Origin of the sequence: Salmonella enterica subsp. diarizonae (assembly GCF_008692785.1) — a bacterium.
Taxonomy (GTDB): Bacteria; Pseudomonadota; Gammaproteobacteria; order Enterobacterales; family Enterobacteriaceae; genus Salmonella; species Salmonella diarizonae.
Genome location: NZ_VXJV01000004.1, coordinates 180,632 through 195,716, shown reverse-complemented (window position 1 = coordinate 195,716; position 15,085 = coordinate 180,632). Strand labels below are relative to the sequence as shown.

Sequence of the window (15,085 nt, the reverse complement as noted above, 5' to 3'; positions counted from 1 at the left end):
GTGTTCTGCATTTCTCCCCGCTTTTCGCCAATAACGCTAAAGTTAACAGTCACATGCTAAAACAACTGAAAAGCAGGGAGAACACCATGCAAAAACGTCTTATGACCGCACTGTTTACCGCAGCAACCCTATTCACCGTCGCAGGATGCTCTTCTAACCAGGCGGTTGAAACCACGGATGGCAAAACTATCGTCACCGACGGGAAACCCGAGGTCGATAACGATACCGGTATGGTGTCTTACAAAAACGCCGCCACCGGGAAAACCGAACAGATTAACCGCGATCAGCTGAAAAATATGAGCGAGCTGGATAATTAATTCAATTTTTTCTGATTAGCTGCTCAATAATATTCACTATTAGCCTGGTGAATTTGTCACTACACTTTGTGATAAAAAACCGATAATCACAGGCTAATCATGATCCTCATTATTTATGCGCATCCGTATCCGCATCACTCTCATGCGAATAAACGGATGCTTGAACAGGCAGGGACGCTGGAAAACGTCGAAATACGTTCGCTTTATCACCTCTATCCCGATTTTAATATTGACGTTGCCGCCGAGCAGCAGGCGCTGTCGCGCGCGAGTCTTATCGTCTGGCAGCATCCGATGCAGTGGTACAGCGTCCCTCCTTTACTCAAATTATGGATGGATAAAGTCCTCGCCCACGGCTGGGCCTACGGTCATGGCGGTACGGCATTGCACGGTAAACATCTGCTGTGGGCGGTAACGACCGGCGGTGGTGAAAACCATTTTGCTATCGGTTCACATCCGGGATTTGACGTCCTTTCTCAGCCGCTACAGGCGACGGCGCTCTATTGTGGTTTAACGTGGCTGCCGCCGTTTGCCATGCACTGCACGTTCATTTGCGATAACGAGACCTTACAGGCGCAGGCGCGTCAGTATAAACAGCGTTTACTGGTATGGCAGGAGGCGAATCATGGATAGTCATACTCTACTGCAGGCGCTGATCTATCTTGGTTCGGCGGCGTTGATTGTGCCGATTGCGGTACGTTTGGGCTTAGGTTCGGTGCTGGGGTATCTGATTGCGGGTTGCATTATCGGCCCCTGGGGGCTGCGACTGGTGACGGATGCCGAATCTATTCTGCATTTTGCGGAAATCGGCGTCGTGCTGATGTTGTTTGTCATTGGGCTTGAACTGGACCCGCAGCGGTTATGGAAGCTGCGCGCCTCGGTATTTGGCGGCGGCGCGTTGCAGATGGTGGTCTGCGGCGGACTGATTGGTCTGTTCTGTATGTTTCTTGGCCTGCGTTGGCAGGTGGCGGAACTGATCGGTATGACGCTGGCGCTCTCGTCCACGGCTATCGCCATGCAGGCAATGAATGAGCGTAACCTGACCGTTTCGCAAGTGGGGCGTAGCGCATTTGCGGTGCTTTTGTTCCAGGATATCGCGGCGATCCCGCTGGTGGCGATGATTCCGCTACTGGCCGCCAGCGGCGCATCCACCACGCTTGGCGCGTTTGCGCTGTCGGCGTTAAAAGTCGCAGGCGCGTTGGCGCTGGTGGTGCTGTTGGGACGCTACGTCACGCGCCCGGCGCTGCGCTTTGTCGCGCGTTCTGGTTTGCGGGAGGTGTTCAGCGCCGTGGCGCTATTTCTGGTGTTTGGTTTCGGCCTGTTGCTCGAAGAGGTTGGGCTGTCAATGGCGATGGGCGCGTTCCTGGCGGGCGTTCTGCTGGCGAGTTCGGAATATCGTCATGCGCTGGAAAGCGATATTGAACCCTTTAAGGGATTGCTGCTGGGGCTGTTCTTTATTGGCGTCGGCATGTCGATTGATTTCGGCACGCTGGTGGAGAATCCGCTGCGTATTCTGCTGTTGTTGGTCGGTTTTCTGGCGATCAAAATCGTTATGCTGTGGCTGGTCGCGAGGCCCCTGGGCGTACCGGCAAAACAGCGTCGCTGGTTTGCCGTCTTATTAGGCCAGGGAAGTGAGTTTGCGTTTGTGGTTTTTGGCGCAGCGCAAATGGCGGATGTCCTTGAGTCGGAGTGGGCGAAAGCGCTGACGCTGGCGGTCGCGCTGTCGATGGCGGCAACGCCGATTTTTCTGGTGCTGCTGACGCGCATGGAGAAGGCCGCGACGGGCGAAGCGCGCGAGGCGGATGAAATCGATGAAGAGCAGCCGCGGGTCATTGTGGCCGGGTTTGGGCGATTTGGTCAGATAGCCGGGCGTCTGCTGCTGTCGAGCGGGGTGAAGATGGTGGTGCTCGATCACGACCCCGATCATATCGAAACGCTGCGTAAATTCGGCATGAAGGTTTTTTATGGCGACGCGACGCGTATGGATTTGCTGGAATCTGCCGGAGCGGCGAAGGCGGAGGTATTGATTAACGCCATTGACGATCCGCAAACCAATCTGCAACTGAGCGAACTGGTGAAGACGCATTTCCCGCATCTGCAGATTATCGCCCGCGCTCGTGATGTCGATCATTACATTCGCCTGCGACAGGCCGGCGTGGCGATGCCCGAACGTGAAACTTTCGAAGGCGCGCTCAAAAGCGGGCGACAGGCGCTGGAAGCGCTGGGGCTGGGGCGTTATGAAGCCCGCGAGCGCGCGGATCTGTTCCGCCATTTTAATACCCAGATGGTGGAAGAGATGGCGAAAGGGGAAAACGATCCGTTATCTCGCGCCGCCGCCTATAAACGTACCAGCGCGATGTTGAGCGAAATTATTACCGAGGATCGGGAGCATCTGTCGTTGATTCAGCGTCACGGCTGGCAGGGAACGGCGGAGGGCAAACATTCCGGGGAGGTCGCCGATGAACCCGAGGTCAAACCGTCAATCTAAAGTAAAAAATGTGATGTTCTGCAAACTTTACTGCTAATTGGCTGTTTTTGAACTACTGTAATGCTGGCGCTCCACATCAAATGAGTGGCGTCGCCAGCAGAACGAAAAATTTTCGTGCTCATCCTCTTTTCGTCAGTCGACGAAAGATTGCGCTTTACGTATAGTGGCGGCAATTTTTTTGGTATCAGGAAATAATTAATGATCAGTCTGATTGCGGCGTTAGCGGTGGATCGCGTCATCGGTATGGAAAACGCCATGCCGTGGAACCTGCCTGCCGATCTCGCCTGGTTTAAACGTAACACGTTAAATAAACCTGTCGTCATGGGACGTCACACCTGGGAATCTATCGGACGCCCCTTACCGGGACGTAAAAATATTATTATCAGCAGCCAGCCGGGCACCGACGATCGCGTGCAGTGGGTGAAGTCTGTCGATGAGGCGATTGCCGCTTGCGGCGATGCGCCGGAAATTATGGTCATTGGCGGCGGGCGCGTGTATGAGCAGTTCCTGCCAAAAGCACAGAAGCTTTATCTGACGCATATTGATGCGGAAGTCGAAGGCGATACCCATTTTCCGGATTATGAACCGGATGACTGGGAGTCGGTATTCAGTGAGTTTCACGATGCCGACGCGCAGAACTCTCACAGCTATTGTTTCGAGATTCTGGAACGGCGGTAAGCGGCGGCGGATATGTATGTTGCCGGATGGCGACGCATGGCGTCTTATCCGGCCTACGCTCACGGACTGTGTAGGCCAGATAAGCGCAGCGCCATCAGGCGTTGATTGCTTCGCCTTCGCCCATATCCATCTGGCGGTTTGACGGCTGCACAAAATACTGTTTATCTTCCCAACGTAAACAGGTCAACTCTCCGCCCCAGCAGCAGCCGGTATCCAGCGCGTAAATACCCTCCGGCGTCCCTTTCCCTTCCAGCGACGCCCAGTGCCCGAACGCGATGCTGTAAGCCTCGCTCACTGGCCCTGGAATGGCAAACCACGGCTTCAGCGGCGCAGGGGCATTTTCCGGCGACGCTTTGCTGTACATATCCAGTTGACCGTTAGGAAAGCAGTAACGCATACGGGTAAAGGCATTAGTAATAAAGCGTAGCCGCGCCAGACCGCTTAACTCCGGCGACCAGTTATTCGGCATATCGCCATACATCGCGTCGAGGAAAAACGGGTACGAGTCGCTCGACAACACCGCTTCAACATCGCGGGCGCACTCTTTTGCCGTCTGCAAATCCCACTGCGGCGTAATACCCGCATGCGCCATGACCAGCTTTTTCTCCTCGTCTACCTGCAACAGCGGCTGACGACGTAACCAATTCAGCAGCTCATCGGCGTCCGGCGCTTCAAGAAGCGGGGTTAGCCGGTCTTTGGGTTTGTTGCGGCTAATCCCGGCGAATACGGCCAGTAGATGTAAATCGTGATTCCCCAACACCAGACGCACGCTATCGCCAAGTGCTTTGACGTAGCGTAACACGTCCAGAGAACCGGGACCGCGGGCGACCAAATCGCCAGTCAGCCACAGAGTGTCTGTTTCTGGCGTAAATTCCACTTGCTGTAATAAGGCGATCAGTTCGTCGTAGCAACCGTGAACGTCGCCGATGAGGTATGTTGCCATTGCTATAATTTTAGTGAATGAGTGTAGGGACGGCGAGTCGAAACACGGGAATGTCGATGGTAAAGGCGTCGCCATTTTCATCGATCATTTCGTAATGACCCTGCATGGTGCCCAGCGGCGTTTCAATTACCGCGCCGCTGGTGTACTGATACTCTTCGCCTGGCGCAATGCGCGGCTGGACGCCAACCACACCTTCGCCCTGGACTTCAGTTTCACGGCCATGACCATTGGTAATCAGCCAGTAGCGGCCTAGTAGCTGCACTGGCGCCCGGCCCAGATTGCGGATGGTCACGGTATAGGCAAAAACGTAACGTTCATCGTCAGGTGAGGATTGCGCCTCAATATAGACGCTTTGCACCTGAATACACACTCTGGGCGAATTGATCATATTTAACTCTCCTTCAAAGGCGCGTTTTCCGACAGATAGTTGGCCATCTGGCAGTACTGCGCGACAGAGATATTTTCCGCGCGCATTGCCGGGTCAATACCCATTTCCGTCAACGTCTCAACGCTAAAAAGATTGCCGAGGCTGTTACGGATCGTTTTACGGCGCTGGTTAAAGGCCTCGGTGGTAATACGGCTCAACACGCGAATATCTTTAACCGGGTAAGGCATCGTTGCGTGTGGAACCAGACGCACCACGGCGGAGTCCACTTTGGGCGGCGGCGTGAAGGCGGATGGCGGTACTTCAAGCACCGGGATCACCTGACAGTAATATTGCGCCATCACGCTTAAACGACCATACGCTTTGCTGTTCGGCCCTGCAACCAGACGATTTACCACTTCTTTTTGCAACATAAAGTGCATGTCGGCAATGGCATCAGTATAGCTAAAGAGATGGAACATCAGCGGGGTGGAGATGTTATAGGGCAGATTGCCGAACACACGCAGCGGTTGGCCCAACTGCGCAGACAGTTCGCCAAAGTTCATGGTCATGGCGTCCTGCTGATAAATGGTCAGTTTCGGCCCTAAGAACGGATGGGTTTGCAAACGCGCCGCCAGATCGCGGTCAAGCTCGATGACCGTGAGCTTATCCAGTCGTTCGCCGACCGGTTCCGTCAGCGCGGCCAGACCGGGGCCGATTTCAACCATCGCCTGGCCTTTTTGCGGATTAATAGCAGAAACAATACTGTCGATCACAAACCGATCGTTGAGAAAGTTTTGCCCGAAGCGTTTACGGGCTAAATGGCCCTGATGGACTCGATTATTCATTGGGTATTAACAATCATTTTGATGGCGAGATTAAGCGCCGTAATAAAACTGCCGACATCCGCTTTTCCCTGGCCCGCCAGTTCAAGCGCGGTGCCGTGGTCAACGGAGGTTCGAATAAAAGGTAGGCCGAGCGTAATATTCACTCCCCGACCGAATCCCTGGTATTTTAGCACGGGCAGGCCCTGATCGTGGTACATTGCCAGCACCGCATCAGCATGGTCGAGATATTTGGGCTGAAACAGCGTATCGGCGGGCAGCGGACCGGTAAGGTGCATTCCCTGCGCCCGCAGCTCGTCGAGCACCGGAATGATGGTGTCTATCTCTTCCGTGCCCATATGACCGCCTTCGCCCGCGTGCGGATTCAGGCCACAGACAAGAATGCGCGGTTCGGCAATACCAAATTTGGTCCGCAAATCGTGATGCAAAATAGCAATCACTTCGTGCAAAAGCGCAGAGGTGATGGCGTCTGCAATCGCCCGCAGCGGCAAATGCGTGGTCGCCAGCGCGACACGTAACGCTTCGGTCGCCAGCATCATCACCACTTTTTTCGCCTGCGAGCGTTCCTCAAAAAACTCCGTATGTCCGGTGAACGGAATGCCGGCGTCATTGATCACGCCTTTGTGCACCGGCCCGGTGATCAGCGCCGCGAATTCATGTTGCAGACAGCCGTCGCAGGCCCGCGCCAGCGTTTCCACCACATAGGGGCCATTTTCTACCGTCAACTGACCGGGAATAGCAGGCGCGCGCAGCGAGACCGGCAATAGGGTCAGCGTTCCCGCGGGCTGTGGCGCAGCGGGGACATCAGGCGAGTAAGGGAGAAGCGAGAGGGGCAGGCCGAGCATGGCGGCCCGCTCCGTCAGGAGCGCGCCATCCGCACAGACGACCAGTTCAATCGGCCACGCGCGTTGCGCCAGTTGGACAACAAGATCGGGGCCAATCCCGGCGGGTTCGCCGGGAGTGATAACAACGCGTTGCGCACTGCTCATTAGTTACTCAGAATCTTAACGTAAGCACTGGCTCGCTGTTCTTGCATCCAGGTCGCCGCTTCTTCTGAGAATTTACGGTTCATCAGCATACGATAAGCGCGATCTTTCTGCGCCGCGTCGGTTTTATCTACCTTACGCGTATCCAGCAATTCGATCAGATGCCAGCCGAAAGAGGAGTGTACCGGCGCGCTCATTTGGCCTTTATGCAGCTTCGTCAGCGCGTCGCGGAACGCCGGATCAAAAATATCTGGCGTAGCCCAACCTAAATCACCGCCCTGGTTAGCGGAGCCAGGGTCCTGAGAGTACTCTTTCGCCGCGGCGGCAAACGTGGTTTTACCACTCTTAATGTCAGCCGCAATTTCTTCCAGCTTCAGGCGCGCCTGCTGATCGGTCATGATCGGCGACGGCTTAAGAAGAATGTGACGAGCGTGAACTTCGGTCACGGAGATATTCGGGCTCTGACCGCGCAGGTCGTTTACTTTCAGAATGTGGAAGCCGACGCCGGAGCGAATCGGGCCGACAATGTCGCCTTTCTTTGCTGTACTCAGCGCCTGGGCGAAAATCCCCGGCAGCTCCTGAATACGGCCCCAGCCCATCTGACCGCCTTTTAACGCCTGCTGGTCGGCAGAGTAGGTAATCGCCAGTTTGCCGAAATCTGCGCCGTTACGCGCTTCTTCAACAATGCTTTCCGCCTGGCGTTGCGCGTCGTTAACCTGCCCGGAGGTGGGGTTTTCCGGCAGTGCAATCAGGATATGGCTCAGGTTCAGCTCGGTGCTGGCGTCGTTTTGGGTGCCAATCTGTTTTGCCAGCGCGTCAACTTCTTGCGGCAAAACGGTGATACGGCGACGAACCTCGTTGTTGCGCACTTCAGAGATAATCATCTCTTTACGAATCTGGTTACGGTAGGTTGAATAGTTCAGCCCATCGTAAGCCAGGCGGCTGCGCATCTGATCCATCGTCATATTGTTCTGTTTGGCGATGTTGGCGATGGCCTCATCCAACTGCTCATCCGTGATTTTCACCCCCATCTTTTGACCCATTTGCAGGATAATTTGATCCATAATCAAACGTTCCAGGATCTGATGACGCAGCGTGGCGTCGTCCGGAAGCTGCTGACCTGCCTGACCCGCGTTGAGTTTGACTGATTGCATTAAGCCATCAACGTCGCTTTCCAGCACGACGCCATTATTGACGACGGCTGCGACTTTATCGACTACCTGGGGGGCAGCGAAACTGGTATTCGCGATCATGGCGATACCGAGAAGCAGCGTTTTCCAGTTCTTCATACTTTTTCCATTTCAATTAACCGCAATGCGGATTACGTGGTAAATCAATCAGATTACATAGAGCTTTGATACGGCAGAATGTTAGAACGCAACATTTCTTGCGTGCCGAGGCCGTAGTTAGAGCTCAAACCGCGCAGCTCAATGTTGAAGCCGATCGCGTTATCATAAATCGCGTGTTGTTTATCGTTATCCCAACCGTTCAGCTTACGTTCGTATCCGACGCGGATCGCATAGCAGCAAGAGTTGTACTGCAAGCCGAGCATCTGGTCTGCAGGTTTACTCGAATTGGTATCGAAGTAGTACGCGCCGACAATTGACCAGCGATCGGCAATTGGCCAACTTGCCACCGCGCCCACCTGGTTGATGCCGTTTTTATACTGCTCTGCCGTGGAATAATACGAAGGCAACGTGGCCTGAATATATTCCGGGCTGGCATAGCGGTAGTTCAACTGTACCAGACGATCCTGATCCCGACGGTATTCGAGGCTGCTGCTGCTGGTGGCGACGCTATCCAGACGGGTATCGTACTGTACTCCGCTACGCAGACCCCAGCGTTCTGAAATACGCCAGTAAGTGTCGCCTGCCCAAACCAGCGAACCGGTTTTGTCGTCATTCTCCCATTTAATGTTGTCATCGCCGGTGCGAGACTCCGTGAAATAGTAGATTTGACCCACAGAAACGTTAAAACGTTCAACGGCGGCATCATCATAAATGCGTGTTGTGACGCCGGTCGTGACCTGGTTGGCGGAAGCAATACGGTCGAGACCGCCATAAGTGCGGTCGCGGAACAGGCCGTTATAGTCGGATTGCAGTAAAGAAGAGTCGTAGTTATAGATGCCGCTCTGGTCGCGATACGGCACATACAGGTACTGCACGCGTGGTTCCAGCGTTTGGGTATACCCCGGCGCCAGCATCGCCATATCACGTTCGAAGACTAATTTCCCGTCGACTTTAAACTGCGGCATGACGCGGTTAACCGAATCATCCAGCTTATTCACGTTCGCTGAATTATTGTTATAGGCATCCAGATTCGTTTGCTGGTAGTGCGTCGCCATCAGCTTCGCTTCGGTGTTCAGGCTGCCCCAGCGGTTGGAGAGCGGCAAGTTGATGGTCGGCTCCAGGTGGACGCGGGTCGCTTCCGGCATATCGTCTCTGGTGTTGACAAAGTGTACCGCCTGGCCGTAAATCCGGGTATCAAACGGCCCAAGATCGTTATGATAGTAGTTAACGTCTAACTGCGGCTCCGCCGAGTAGCTGCTGTTGTTCTGATCGTTAAATACCTGGAATTGCTTGGTCGACACCGTAGCGTCAAAGTTTTGTACGGCGTAGCCGACGCTGAATTTCTGCGTTGCGTAGCCGTCAGTACTGGAACCGTACTTACTATCGAAATCGTTAAAATAGCTGGAGTCGCTGACTTTGGTGTAATCGACGTTAAAACGCCACACCTGATCCATCACGCCTGAGTGCTGCCAGTAGAATAACCAGCGGTGCTTATCGCCCTCTTTGGGGTGATCGTCTTCATAGACTTTATCAGAAGGCAGATAGTCTAATTCCATCAGCCCCGCGCCCGCCTGCGTGAGATAACGGAATTCGTTCTCCCACATAATATTGCCGCGGCGGTGCATATAGTGCGGGGTAATGGTGGCGTCCATATTGGGCGCGATGTTCCAGTAATACGGTAAGTAGAATTCGAAATAGTTCTTGGTCGTGTATTTCGCGTTCGGGATCAGGAAACCTGAGCGACGTTTGTCACCGACGGGTAGCTGTAAATAGGGGCTATAAAAGATCGGAACCGGACCGACTTTAAACCGGGCGTTCCAGATTTCCGCAACCTGTTCTTCACGGTCATGGATGACTTCACTCCCCACCACGCTCCAGGTATTGGAGCCAGGCAAACAGGAGGTAAAGCTGCCGTTTTCCAGAATGGTATAGCGGTTTTCGCCGCGCTGCTTCATGAGGTCGGCTTTACCGCGCCCCTGACGGCCCACCATTTGGTAGTCGCCTTCCCAGACGTTCGTGTCTTTGGTGTTCAGGTTCGCCCAGCCCTTCGGCCCTTTCAGGATGACCTGATTGTCATCATAATGGACATTACCCAGCGCATCGACGGTACGTACAGGTTCCGGCTGACCTTCCGCCTGCTTCTGATGAAGTTGTACTTCATCCGCTTGCAGGCGACTATTCCCCTGCATAATGTCCACGTTGCCGGTAAAAACGGCATCGTCCGGGTAGTTACCTTTAGCGTTATCGGCATTGATAGTGACTGGCAGATCGTTGGTATCGCCTTTTACCAGAGGACGATCATAGCTCGGCACGCCCAACATACACTGTGAGGCAAGATCGGCTGCCAGACCCTGATGACTATAAAGGGCGCTGGCGATCATGGTGGCCAGAAGAGTGGGAATACGTTTTTTCATACGTTGTATTTATTGTTCCATCATCGGTAGCGTTGCGCGTGACAAACGGTCACAGCCTAACTTACTCATCTTCGCTGCGCCAGTGTTAATCCTGCCGTTTAGCGTCTGTGGTGTTAGGCACGGCATTGAATGACAGGTATGATAATGCAAATTATAGGCGATGTCCCACAATTGACCGTAGCCTTCATTCGCGGAAAAGCACCTTATTTTGTGGGAGATAGCCTCACCGATAGCGTAACGTTTTGGGGAGTCTATGCAGTACTGGGGAAAGATAATTGGCGTCGCCGTCGCCCTGATAATGGGCGGCGGCTTTTGGGGCGTGGTCCTGGGTCTGTTGGTGGGCCATATGTTCGACAAAGCCCGCAGCAGAAAAATGGCGTGGTTTGCCAACCAGCGGGAACGACAAGCGCTGTTTTTTGCCACCACCTTTGAGGTGATGGGCCACTTAACCAAATCAAAAGGACGGGTGACGGAAGCGGATATTCATATCGCCAGTCAGTTGATGGATCGCATGAATTTACACGGCGATTCACGTACTGCCGCGCAGAACGCCTTTCGGGTCGGAAAAGCGGATAATTACCCATTACGTGAAAAGATGCGACAGTTTCGCAGCGTTTGCTTCGGGCGTTTTGATCTGATTCGGATGTTTCTGGAAATTCAGATCCAGGCGGCGTTTGCCGATGGCTCGCTGCACCCTAATGAGCGGGAAGTGCTGTATGTGATTGCGGAGGAGTTAGGCATTTCCCGCGTGCAGTTCGATCAGTTTTTGCGCATGATGCAGGGCGGCGCGCAGTTTGGCGGCGGTTATCATCAACAGTCCGGCGGCTGGCAGCAGACGCAGCGCGGCCCGACTCTGGAAGATGCCTGTAATGTGCTGGGTGTTAAAACCACCGACGATGCGACCACCATTAAACGCGCTTATCGCAAGCTGATGAGCGAGCATCATCCCGATAAGCTGGTGGCGAAAGGATTGCCGCCGGAAATGATGGAGATGGCGAAGCAAAAAGCGCAGGAAATTCAGAAAGCATATGAATTAATTAAAGAACAGAAAGGATTTAAGTAACCGTTTTGCCGGATAGCGACGCGTGGCGTCTTATCCGGCCTACAATCGGGCGTTTTCGCTAAAAATCCGCTGGCGCTTTAAAGGTCATGCTGGTGCCGTAAGCGGGGTGGGTAATGGTCAGCATTTCGGCATGTAACTGCAAACGCGGCGCCAGAGCCAGTGCTTCCGGCGAGGCGTAAAATCGATCGCCTAAAATCGGGTGACCTAACGCCAGCATATGCACACGAAGCTGATGCGAACGTCCGGTGATCGGTTTGAGCACCACGCGGGCGGTATTATCCGCCGCAAAGTCCACCACGTTATATTCCGTTTGCGCCGGTTTGCCGGTTTCATAACACACTTTCTGCTTTGGCCGGTTCGGCCAGTCGCAGATGAGCGGTAAGTCAACCACCCCTTCCGCAGGGGAGGGATGCCCCCATACACGCGCCACATACTGCTTTTTCGGCTCACGTTCGCGGAACTGGCGTTTTAGCTCCCGCTCCGCGGCTTTGGTCAGCGCCACTACAATCACGCCGCTGGTGGCCATATCCAGACGATGCACCGACTCTGCCTGCGGGTAGTCGCGCTGGATACGCGTCATAATGCTGTCTTTGTGCGCTTCCAGACGTCCCGGCACGGACAACAGACCGCTGGGCTTGTTGACCACCATAATGTGCTCATCCTGATACAGGATAACCAGCCAGGGTTCCTGCGGCGGATTGTAGTTTTCCATCCCCATGTACGGCTCCGTTATTGGTGCGTGACGACGATAAGACGCAGCGCGTCCAGACGCCAACCTGCCTGATTCAGGCTTTCCAGCACCTGTTGACGGTTACTGTCGATAGCGGCAAGTTCGTCGTCGCGAATGTTCGGGTTGACGGCGCGCAACGCTTCCAGACGCGACAGTTCCCCGGACAGTTTTTCATCCGCCTCGCGACGCGCGTTATCAATCAGCGCTCTGGCGGACTTTTCAATCTGAGTCTCGCCCAGTTGCAAAATGGCGTGGACGTCCTGTTGAACGGCGTTAACCAGTTTGCTGCCGGTGTGGCGATTAACGGCGCTTAGCTGACGGTTGAAGGTTTCAAACTCGACCTGGGCGGCCAGGTTGTTACCGTTTTTATCTAACAGCATACGTACCGGCGTCGGCGGCAGGAAGCGGTTCAGTTGTAGCTGTTTCGGCGCTTGCGCTTCCACGACGTAAATCAGTTCGACCAGCAGCGTGCCGACCGGCAGCGCTTTATTCTTCAACAGCGAAATGGTGCTACTGCCGGTGTCGCCGGAGAGGATCAGATCCAGCCCGTTACGGATGAGCGGATGTTCCCAGGTAATAAACTGCGCATCTTCGCGAGACAGGGCTACGTCACGTTCAAACGTGATAGTACAGCCGTCTTCCGGCAGACCGGGGAAATCCGGTACCAGCATGTGGTCGGACGGCGTTAGCACGATCAGGTTGTCGCCGCGATCGTCCTGGTTAATGCCGACGATATCGAACAGGTTCATGGCGAACGCGATCAGGCTGGTGTCGTCGTCCTGTTCTTCAATGCTTTGTGCAAGCTGTTGGGCTTTTTCTCCGCCGTTGGAGTGGATCTCCAGCAGGCGGTCGCGCCCCTGTTCTAACTGGGCTTTTAGCGCTTCATGTTGCTCGCGGCAGGACTTGATCAGATCGTCAAACCCGTCGGTTTCTTCAGGTGCCCCCAGATAGTTAATCAGACTGGCGTAGGCTGAATCATAAATAGCGCGACCGGTCGGGCAGGTGTGCTCAAAGGCGTCCAGCCCTTCGTGATACCAGCGAACCAGCACCGACTGGGCGGTTTTTTCCAGGTACGGGACGTGAATCTGGATATCATGCGCCTGGCCGATACGATCCAGACGACCAATACGCTGTTCCAGCAGATCCGGGTTAAACGGCAAGTCGAACATCACCAGATTACTGGCAAACTGGAAGTTACGTCCTTCGGAACCGATTTCGGAACATAACAGCACCTGCGCGCCGGTATCTTCTTCGGCGAACCAGGCGGCGGCGCGGTCGCGTTCGATAATCGACATGCCCTCATGGAACACGGCGGCGCGGATGCCTTCGCGTTCGCGCAGCACCTGCTCCAGTTGTAACGCGGTGGTCGCCTTGGCGCAGATCACCAGCACTTTTTGCGAACGATGGCTGGTCAGATAGCCCATCAGCCACTCAACGCGCGGGTCGAAGTTCCACCAGGTGCCGGTATCGCCTTCGAACTCCTGATAAATTTGTTCCGGATAGAGCATATCGCGGGCGCGATCTTCCGCGCTTTTACGCGCGCCCATAATGCCGGAGACCTTAATGGCAGTCTGATACTGGGTCGGCAACGGCAGTTTTACCGTATGCAGTTCACGTTTCGGGAACCCCTTGACGCCGTTACGGGTGTTGCGGAACAGAACGCGGCTGGTGCCGTGGCGATCCATCAGCATCGACACCAGCTCCTGACGGGCGGCCTGCGCGTCGTCGCGATCGCTATTAGCCGCCTGCAACAGCGGTTCGATATCCTGTTCGCCGATCAGATCGCCCAGCCTGTTCAGTTCGTCGTTGCTGAGCTTATTGCCTGCCAGCAGCATGGCCACCGCATCGGCGACAGGGCGGTAGTTTTTCTGTTCTTCGACAAACTGTTCGAAATCGTGGAAACGGTTCGGATCGAGCAGGCGCAGACGGGCGAAATGGCTTTCCATCCCCAGTTGTTCCGGCGTGGCGGTCAGCAGCAGCACGCCCGGCACGCGTTCGGCTAACTGTTCGATGGTCATATATTCACGGCTCGGCGCATCGATGCTCCACACCAGATGGTGCGCTTCGTCGACCACCAGTAAATCCCACTCGGCGTCGCACAAATGTTCCAGACGCTGCTTATTACGGCGGGCGAAATCCAGCGAGCAGATCACCAGTTGTTCGGTTTCAAACGGGTTATACGCGTCGTGCTGCGCTTCGGTATAGCGTTCGTCATCAAACAGCGCGAAGCGCAGGTTGAAACGGCGCAGCATTTCTACCAGCCACTGGTGTTGCAGGGTTTCCGGAACGATGATCAATACGCGTTCCGCCGCGCCTGATAACAACTGTTGATGCAGAATCATCCCGGCTTCAATGGTTTTCCCTAAGCCCACTTCGTCCGCCAGCAGTACGCGCGGCGCGTGGCGACGACCAACATCATGAGCGATATTAAGCTGATGCGGGATCAGATTGGTCCGCTGGCCGCGCAGGCCGCTGTACGGCATACGGTACTGCTCGCTCTGAAATTTACGGGCGCGATAGCGCAGCGCGAACCGATCCATTCGATCGATTTGACCGGCGAACAGACGATCCTGGGGCTTACTGAAAACCAACTTGCTGTCGAGCAGAACTTCGCGCAACGTCACATTGGTCTCTTCGGTATCCAGTCGGGTGCCGACATAGGCAAGCAGGCCATTTTCTTCTTTTACTTCATCAATATGTAGCTGCCAGCCTTCATGGCTTGTAATCGTATCGCCAGGGTTGAACATGACGCGGGTCACGGGAGAATCACTGCGCGCATACAGACGGTTTTCCCCTGTGGATGGGAAAAGTAAGGTGACGGTTCGCGCATCCATCGCAACAACGGTTCCAAGTCCCAGTTCGCTTTCTGTATCGCTGATCCAGCGTTGACCAAGTGTAAAAGGCATATTTTGTTAGGCTCTATATCTTTGATTGCAGGCATTACTCGTCATACCCAGGCGATAGCGCTGGA

At 54.7% G+C, this 15,085-nt stretch carries 13 protein-coding genes; 5 read left to right on the top strand and 8 right to left on the bottom strand.

Annotated features, from left to right (window positions below):
- The first annotated feature begins 86 nt into the window (after nt 1–86).
- From F4V72_RS09995 to folA, 4 genes are all read left to right on the top strand, one after another.
- Nucleotides 87–317 carry a YgdI/YgdR family lipoprotein gene (locus F4V72_RS09995; protein ID WP_001172089.1) on the top strand — a complete coding sequence of 77 codons (231 nt, stop codon included), beginning with the start codon at nt 87–89 and terminating at the stop codon, nt 315–317.
- Between the two features lie 99 nt (nt 318–416).
- Nucleotides 417–947: a glutathione-regulated potassium-efflux system oxidoreductase KefF gene (kefF, locus tag F4V72_RS09990; RefSeq protein WP_053529490.1), complete on the top strand. Its 531-nt coding sequence runs from the start codon at nt 417–419 to the stop codon at nt 945–947.
- Nucleotides 940–2,802, top strand: coding sequence for a glutathione-regulated potassium-efflux system protein KefC (gene kefC, locus F4V72_RS09985; protein WP_053508852.1), 1,863 nt, complete (start codon nt 940–942; stop codon nt 2,800–2,802). Before kefF ends, kefC begins: the two co-directional genes overlap by 8 nt.
- A 198-nt stretch (nt 2,803–3,000) precedes the next feature.
- A complete protein-coding gene (gene folA / locus F4V72_RS09980) occupies nt 3,001–3,480 on the top strand; it encodes a type 3 dihydrofolate reductase (RefSeq protein ID WP_000624378.1) in 480 nt (159 codons plus the stop codon).
- Nucleotides 3,481–3,574: 94 nt separating this feature from the next.
- On the opposite strand, the gene apaH is transcribed toward folA, so the two are convergent.
- From apaH to lptD, 6 genes are read right to left on the bottom strand one after another with little or no spacing between them, the layout of a single operon-like run.
- Nucleotides 3,575–4,423 (bottom strand): bis(5'-nucleosyl)-tetraphosphatase (symmetrical) ApaH, encoded by an 849-nt coding sequence (apaH, locus tag F4V72_RS09975; RefSeq protein WP_023245677.1) that lies wholly within the window; start codon nt 4,421–4,423, stop codon nt 3,575–3,577.
- Nucleotides 4,424–4,433: 10 nt separating this feature from the next.
- A complete protein-coding gene (gene apaG, locus F4V72_RS09970; protein ID WP_000610894.1) occupies nt 4,434–4,811 on the bottom strand; it encodes a Co2+/Mg2+ efflux protein ApaG in 378 nt (125 codons plus the stop codon).
- Between the two features lie 2 nt (nt 4,812–4,813).
- Entirely contained in the window at nt 4,814–5,635 is an 822-nt protein-coding gene (rsmA, locus tag F4V72_RS09965; RefSeq protein WP_001065397.1) for a 16S rRNA (adenine(1518)-N(6)/adenine(1519)-N(6))-dimethyltransferase RsmA, read from the bottom strand.
- Nucleotides 5,632–6,621: a 4-hydroxythreonine-4-phosphate dehydrogenase PdxA gene (gene pdxA, locus F4V72_RS09960; RefSeq protein ID WP_023245679.1), complete on the bottom strand. Its 990-nt coding sequence runs from the start codon at nt 6,619–6,621 to the stop codon at nt 5,632–5,634. Before pdxA ends, rsmA begins: the two co-directional genes overlap by 4 nt.
- Nucleotides 6,621–7,907 carry a peptidylprolyl isomerase SurA gene (gene surA / locus F4V72_RS09955; protein ID WP_023245680.1) on the bottom strand — a complete coding sequence of 429 codons (1,287 nt, stop codon included), beginning with the start codon at nt 7,905–7,907 and terminating at the stop codon, nt 6,621–6,623. The genes pdxA and surA overlap by 1 nt, the downstream gene beginning before the upstream one ends.
- A 53-nt stretch (nt 7,908–7,960) precedes the next feature.
- Nucleotides 7,961–10,321 carry an LPS assembly protein LptD gene (lptD, locus tag F4V72_RS09950; RefSeq protein WP_023245681.1) on the bottom strand — a complete coding sequence of 787 codons (2,361 nt, stop codon included), beginning with the start codon at nt 10,319–10,321 and terminating at the stop codon, nt 7,961–7,963.
- 253 nt (nt 10,322–10,574) lie between these two features.
- Between lptD and djlA the strand changes: the two genes are divergently transcribed.
- Nucleotides 10,575–11,384 carry a co-chaperone DjlA gene (gene djlA, locus F4V72_RS09945; protein WP_023245682.1) on the top strand — a complete coding sequence of 270 codons (810 nt, stop codon included), beginning with the start codon at nt 10,575–10,577 and terminating at the stop codon, nt 11,382–11,384.
- A gap of 58 nt (nt 11,385–11,442) precedes the next feature.
- Here djlA and rluA read toward each other — a convergent pair whose 3' ends face one another.
- Together rluA and rapA are read right to left on the bottom strand one after the other, a co-directional pair.
- On the bottom strand, nt 11,443–12,102 hold the full coding sequence (rluA, locus tag F4V72_RS09940; protein ID WP_053508846.1) for a bifunctional tRNA pseudouridine(32) synthase/23S rRNA pseudouridine(746) synthase RluA: 660 nt from the start codon (nt 12,100–12,102) through the stop codon (nt 11,443–11,445).
- Nucleotides 12,103–12,113: 11 nt separating this feature from the next.
- Nucleotides 12,114–15,020, bottom strand: coding sequence for an RNA polymerase-associated protein RapA (gene rapA, locus F4V72_RS09935; protein ID WP_053529488.1), 2,907 nt, complete (start codon nt 15,018–15,020; stop codon nt 12,114–12,116).
- Nucleotides 15,021–15,085 lie beyond the last annotated feature (65 nt).

Coding starts and splice junctions, on each gene's coding strand:
- F4V72_RS09995 (WP_001172089.1), top strand. CDS start 87: ATGCAAAAACGTCTTATGACCGCACTGTTTACCGCAGCAACCCTATTC.
- kefF (WP_053529490.1), top strand. CDS start 417: ATGATCCTCATTATTTATGCGCATCCGTATCCGCATCACTCTCATGCG.
- kefC (WP_053508852.1), top strand. CDS start 940: ATGGATAGTCATACTCTACTGCAGGCGCTGATCTATCTTGGTTCGGCG.
- folA (WP_000624378.1), top strand. CDS start 3,001: ATGATCAGTCTGATTGCGGCGTTAGCGGTGGATCGCGTCATCGGTATG.
- apaH (WP_023245677.1), bottom strand. CDS start 4,423: ATGGCAACATACCTCATCGGCGACGTTCACGGTTGCTACGACGAACTG.
- apaG (WP_000610894.1), bottom strand. CDS start 4,811: ATGATCAATTCGCCCAGAGTGTGTATTCAGGTGCAAAGCGTCTATATT.
- rsmA (WP_001065397.1), bottom strand. CDS start 5,635: ATGAATAATCGAGTCCATCAGGGCCATTTAGCCCGTAAACGCTTCGGG.
- pdxA (WP_023245679.1), bottom strand. CDS start 6,621: ATGAGCAGTGCGCAACGCGTTGTTATCACTCCCGGCGAACCCGCCGGG.
- surA (WP_023245680.1), bottom strand. CDS start 7,907: ATGAAGAACTGGAAAACGCTGCTTCTCGGTATCGCCATGATCGCGAAT.
- lptD (WP_023245681.1), bottom strand. CDS start 10,321: ATGAAAAAACGTATTCCCACTCTTCTGGCCACCATGATCGCCAGCGCC.
- djlA (WP_023245682.1), top strand. CDS start 10,575: ATGCAGTACTGGGGAAAGATAATTGGCGTCGCCGTCGCCCTGATAATG.
- rluA (WP_053508846.1), bottom strand. CDS start 12,102: ATGGGGATGGAAAACTACAATCCGCCGCAGGAACCCTGGCTGGTTATC.
- rapA (WP_053529488.1), bottom strand. CDS start 15,020: ATGCCTTTTACACTTGGTCAACGCTGGATCAGCGATACAGAAAGCGAA.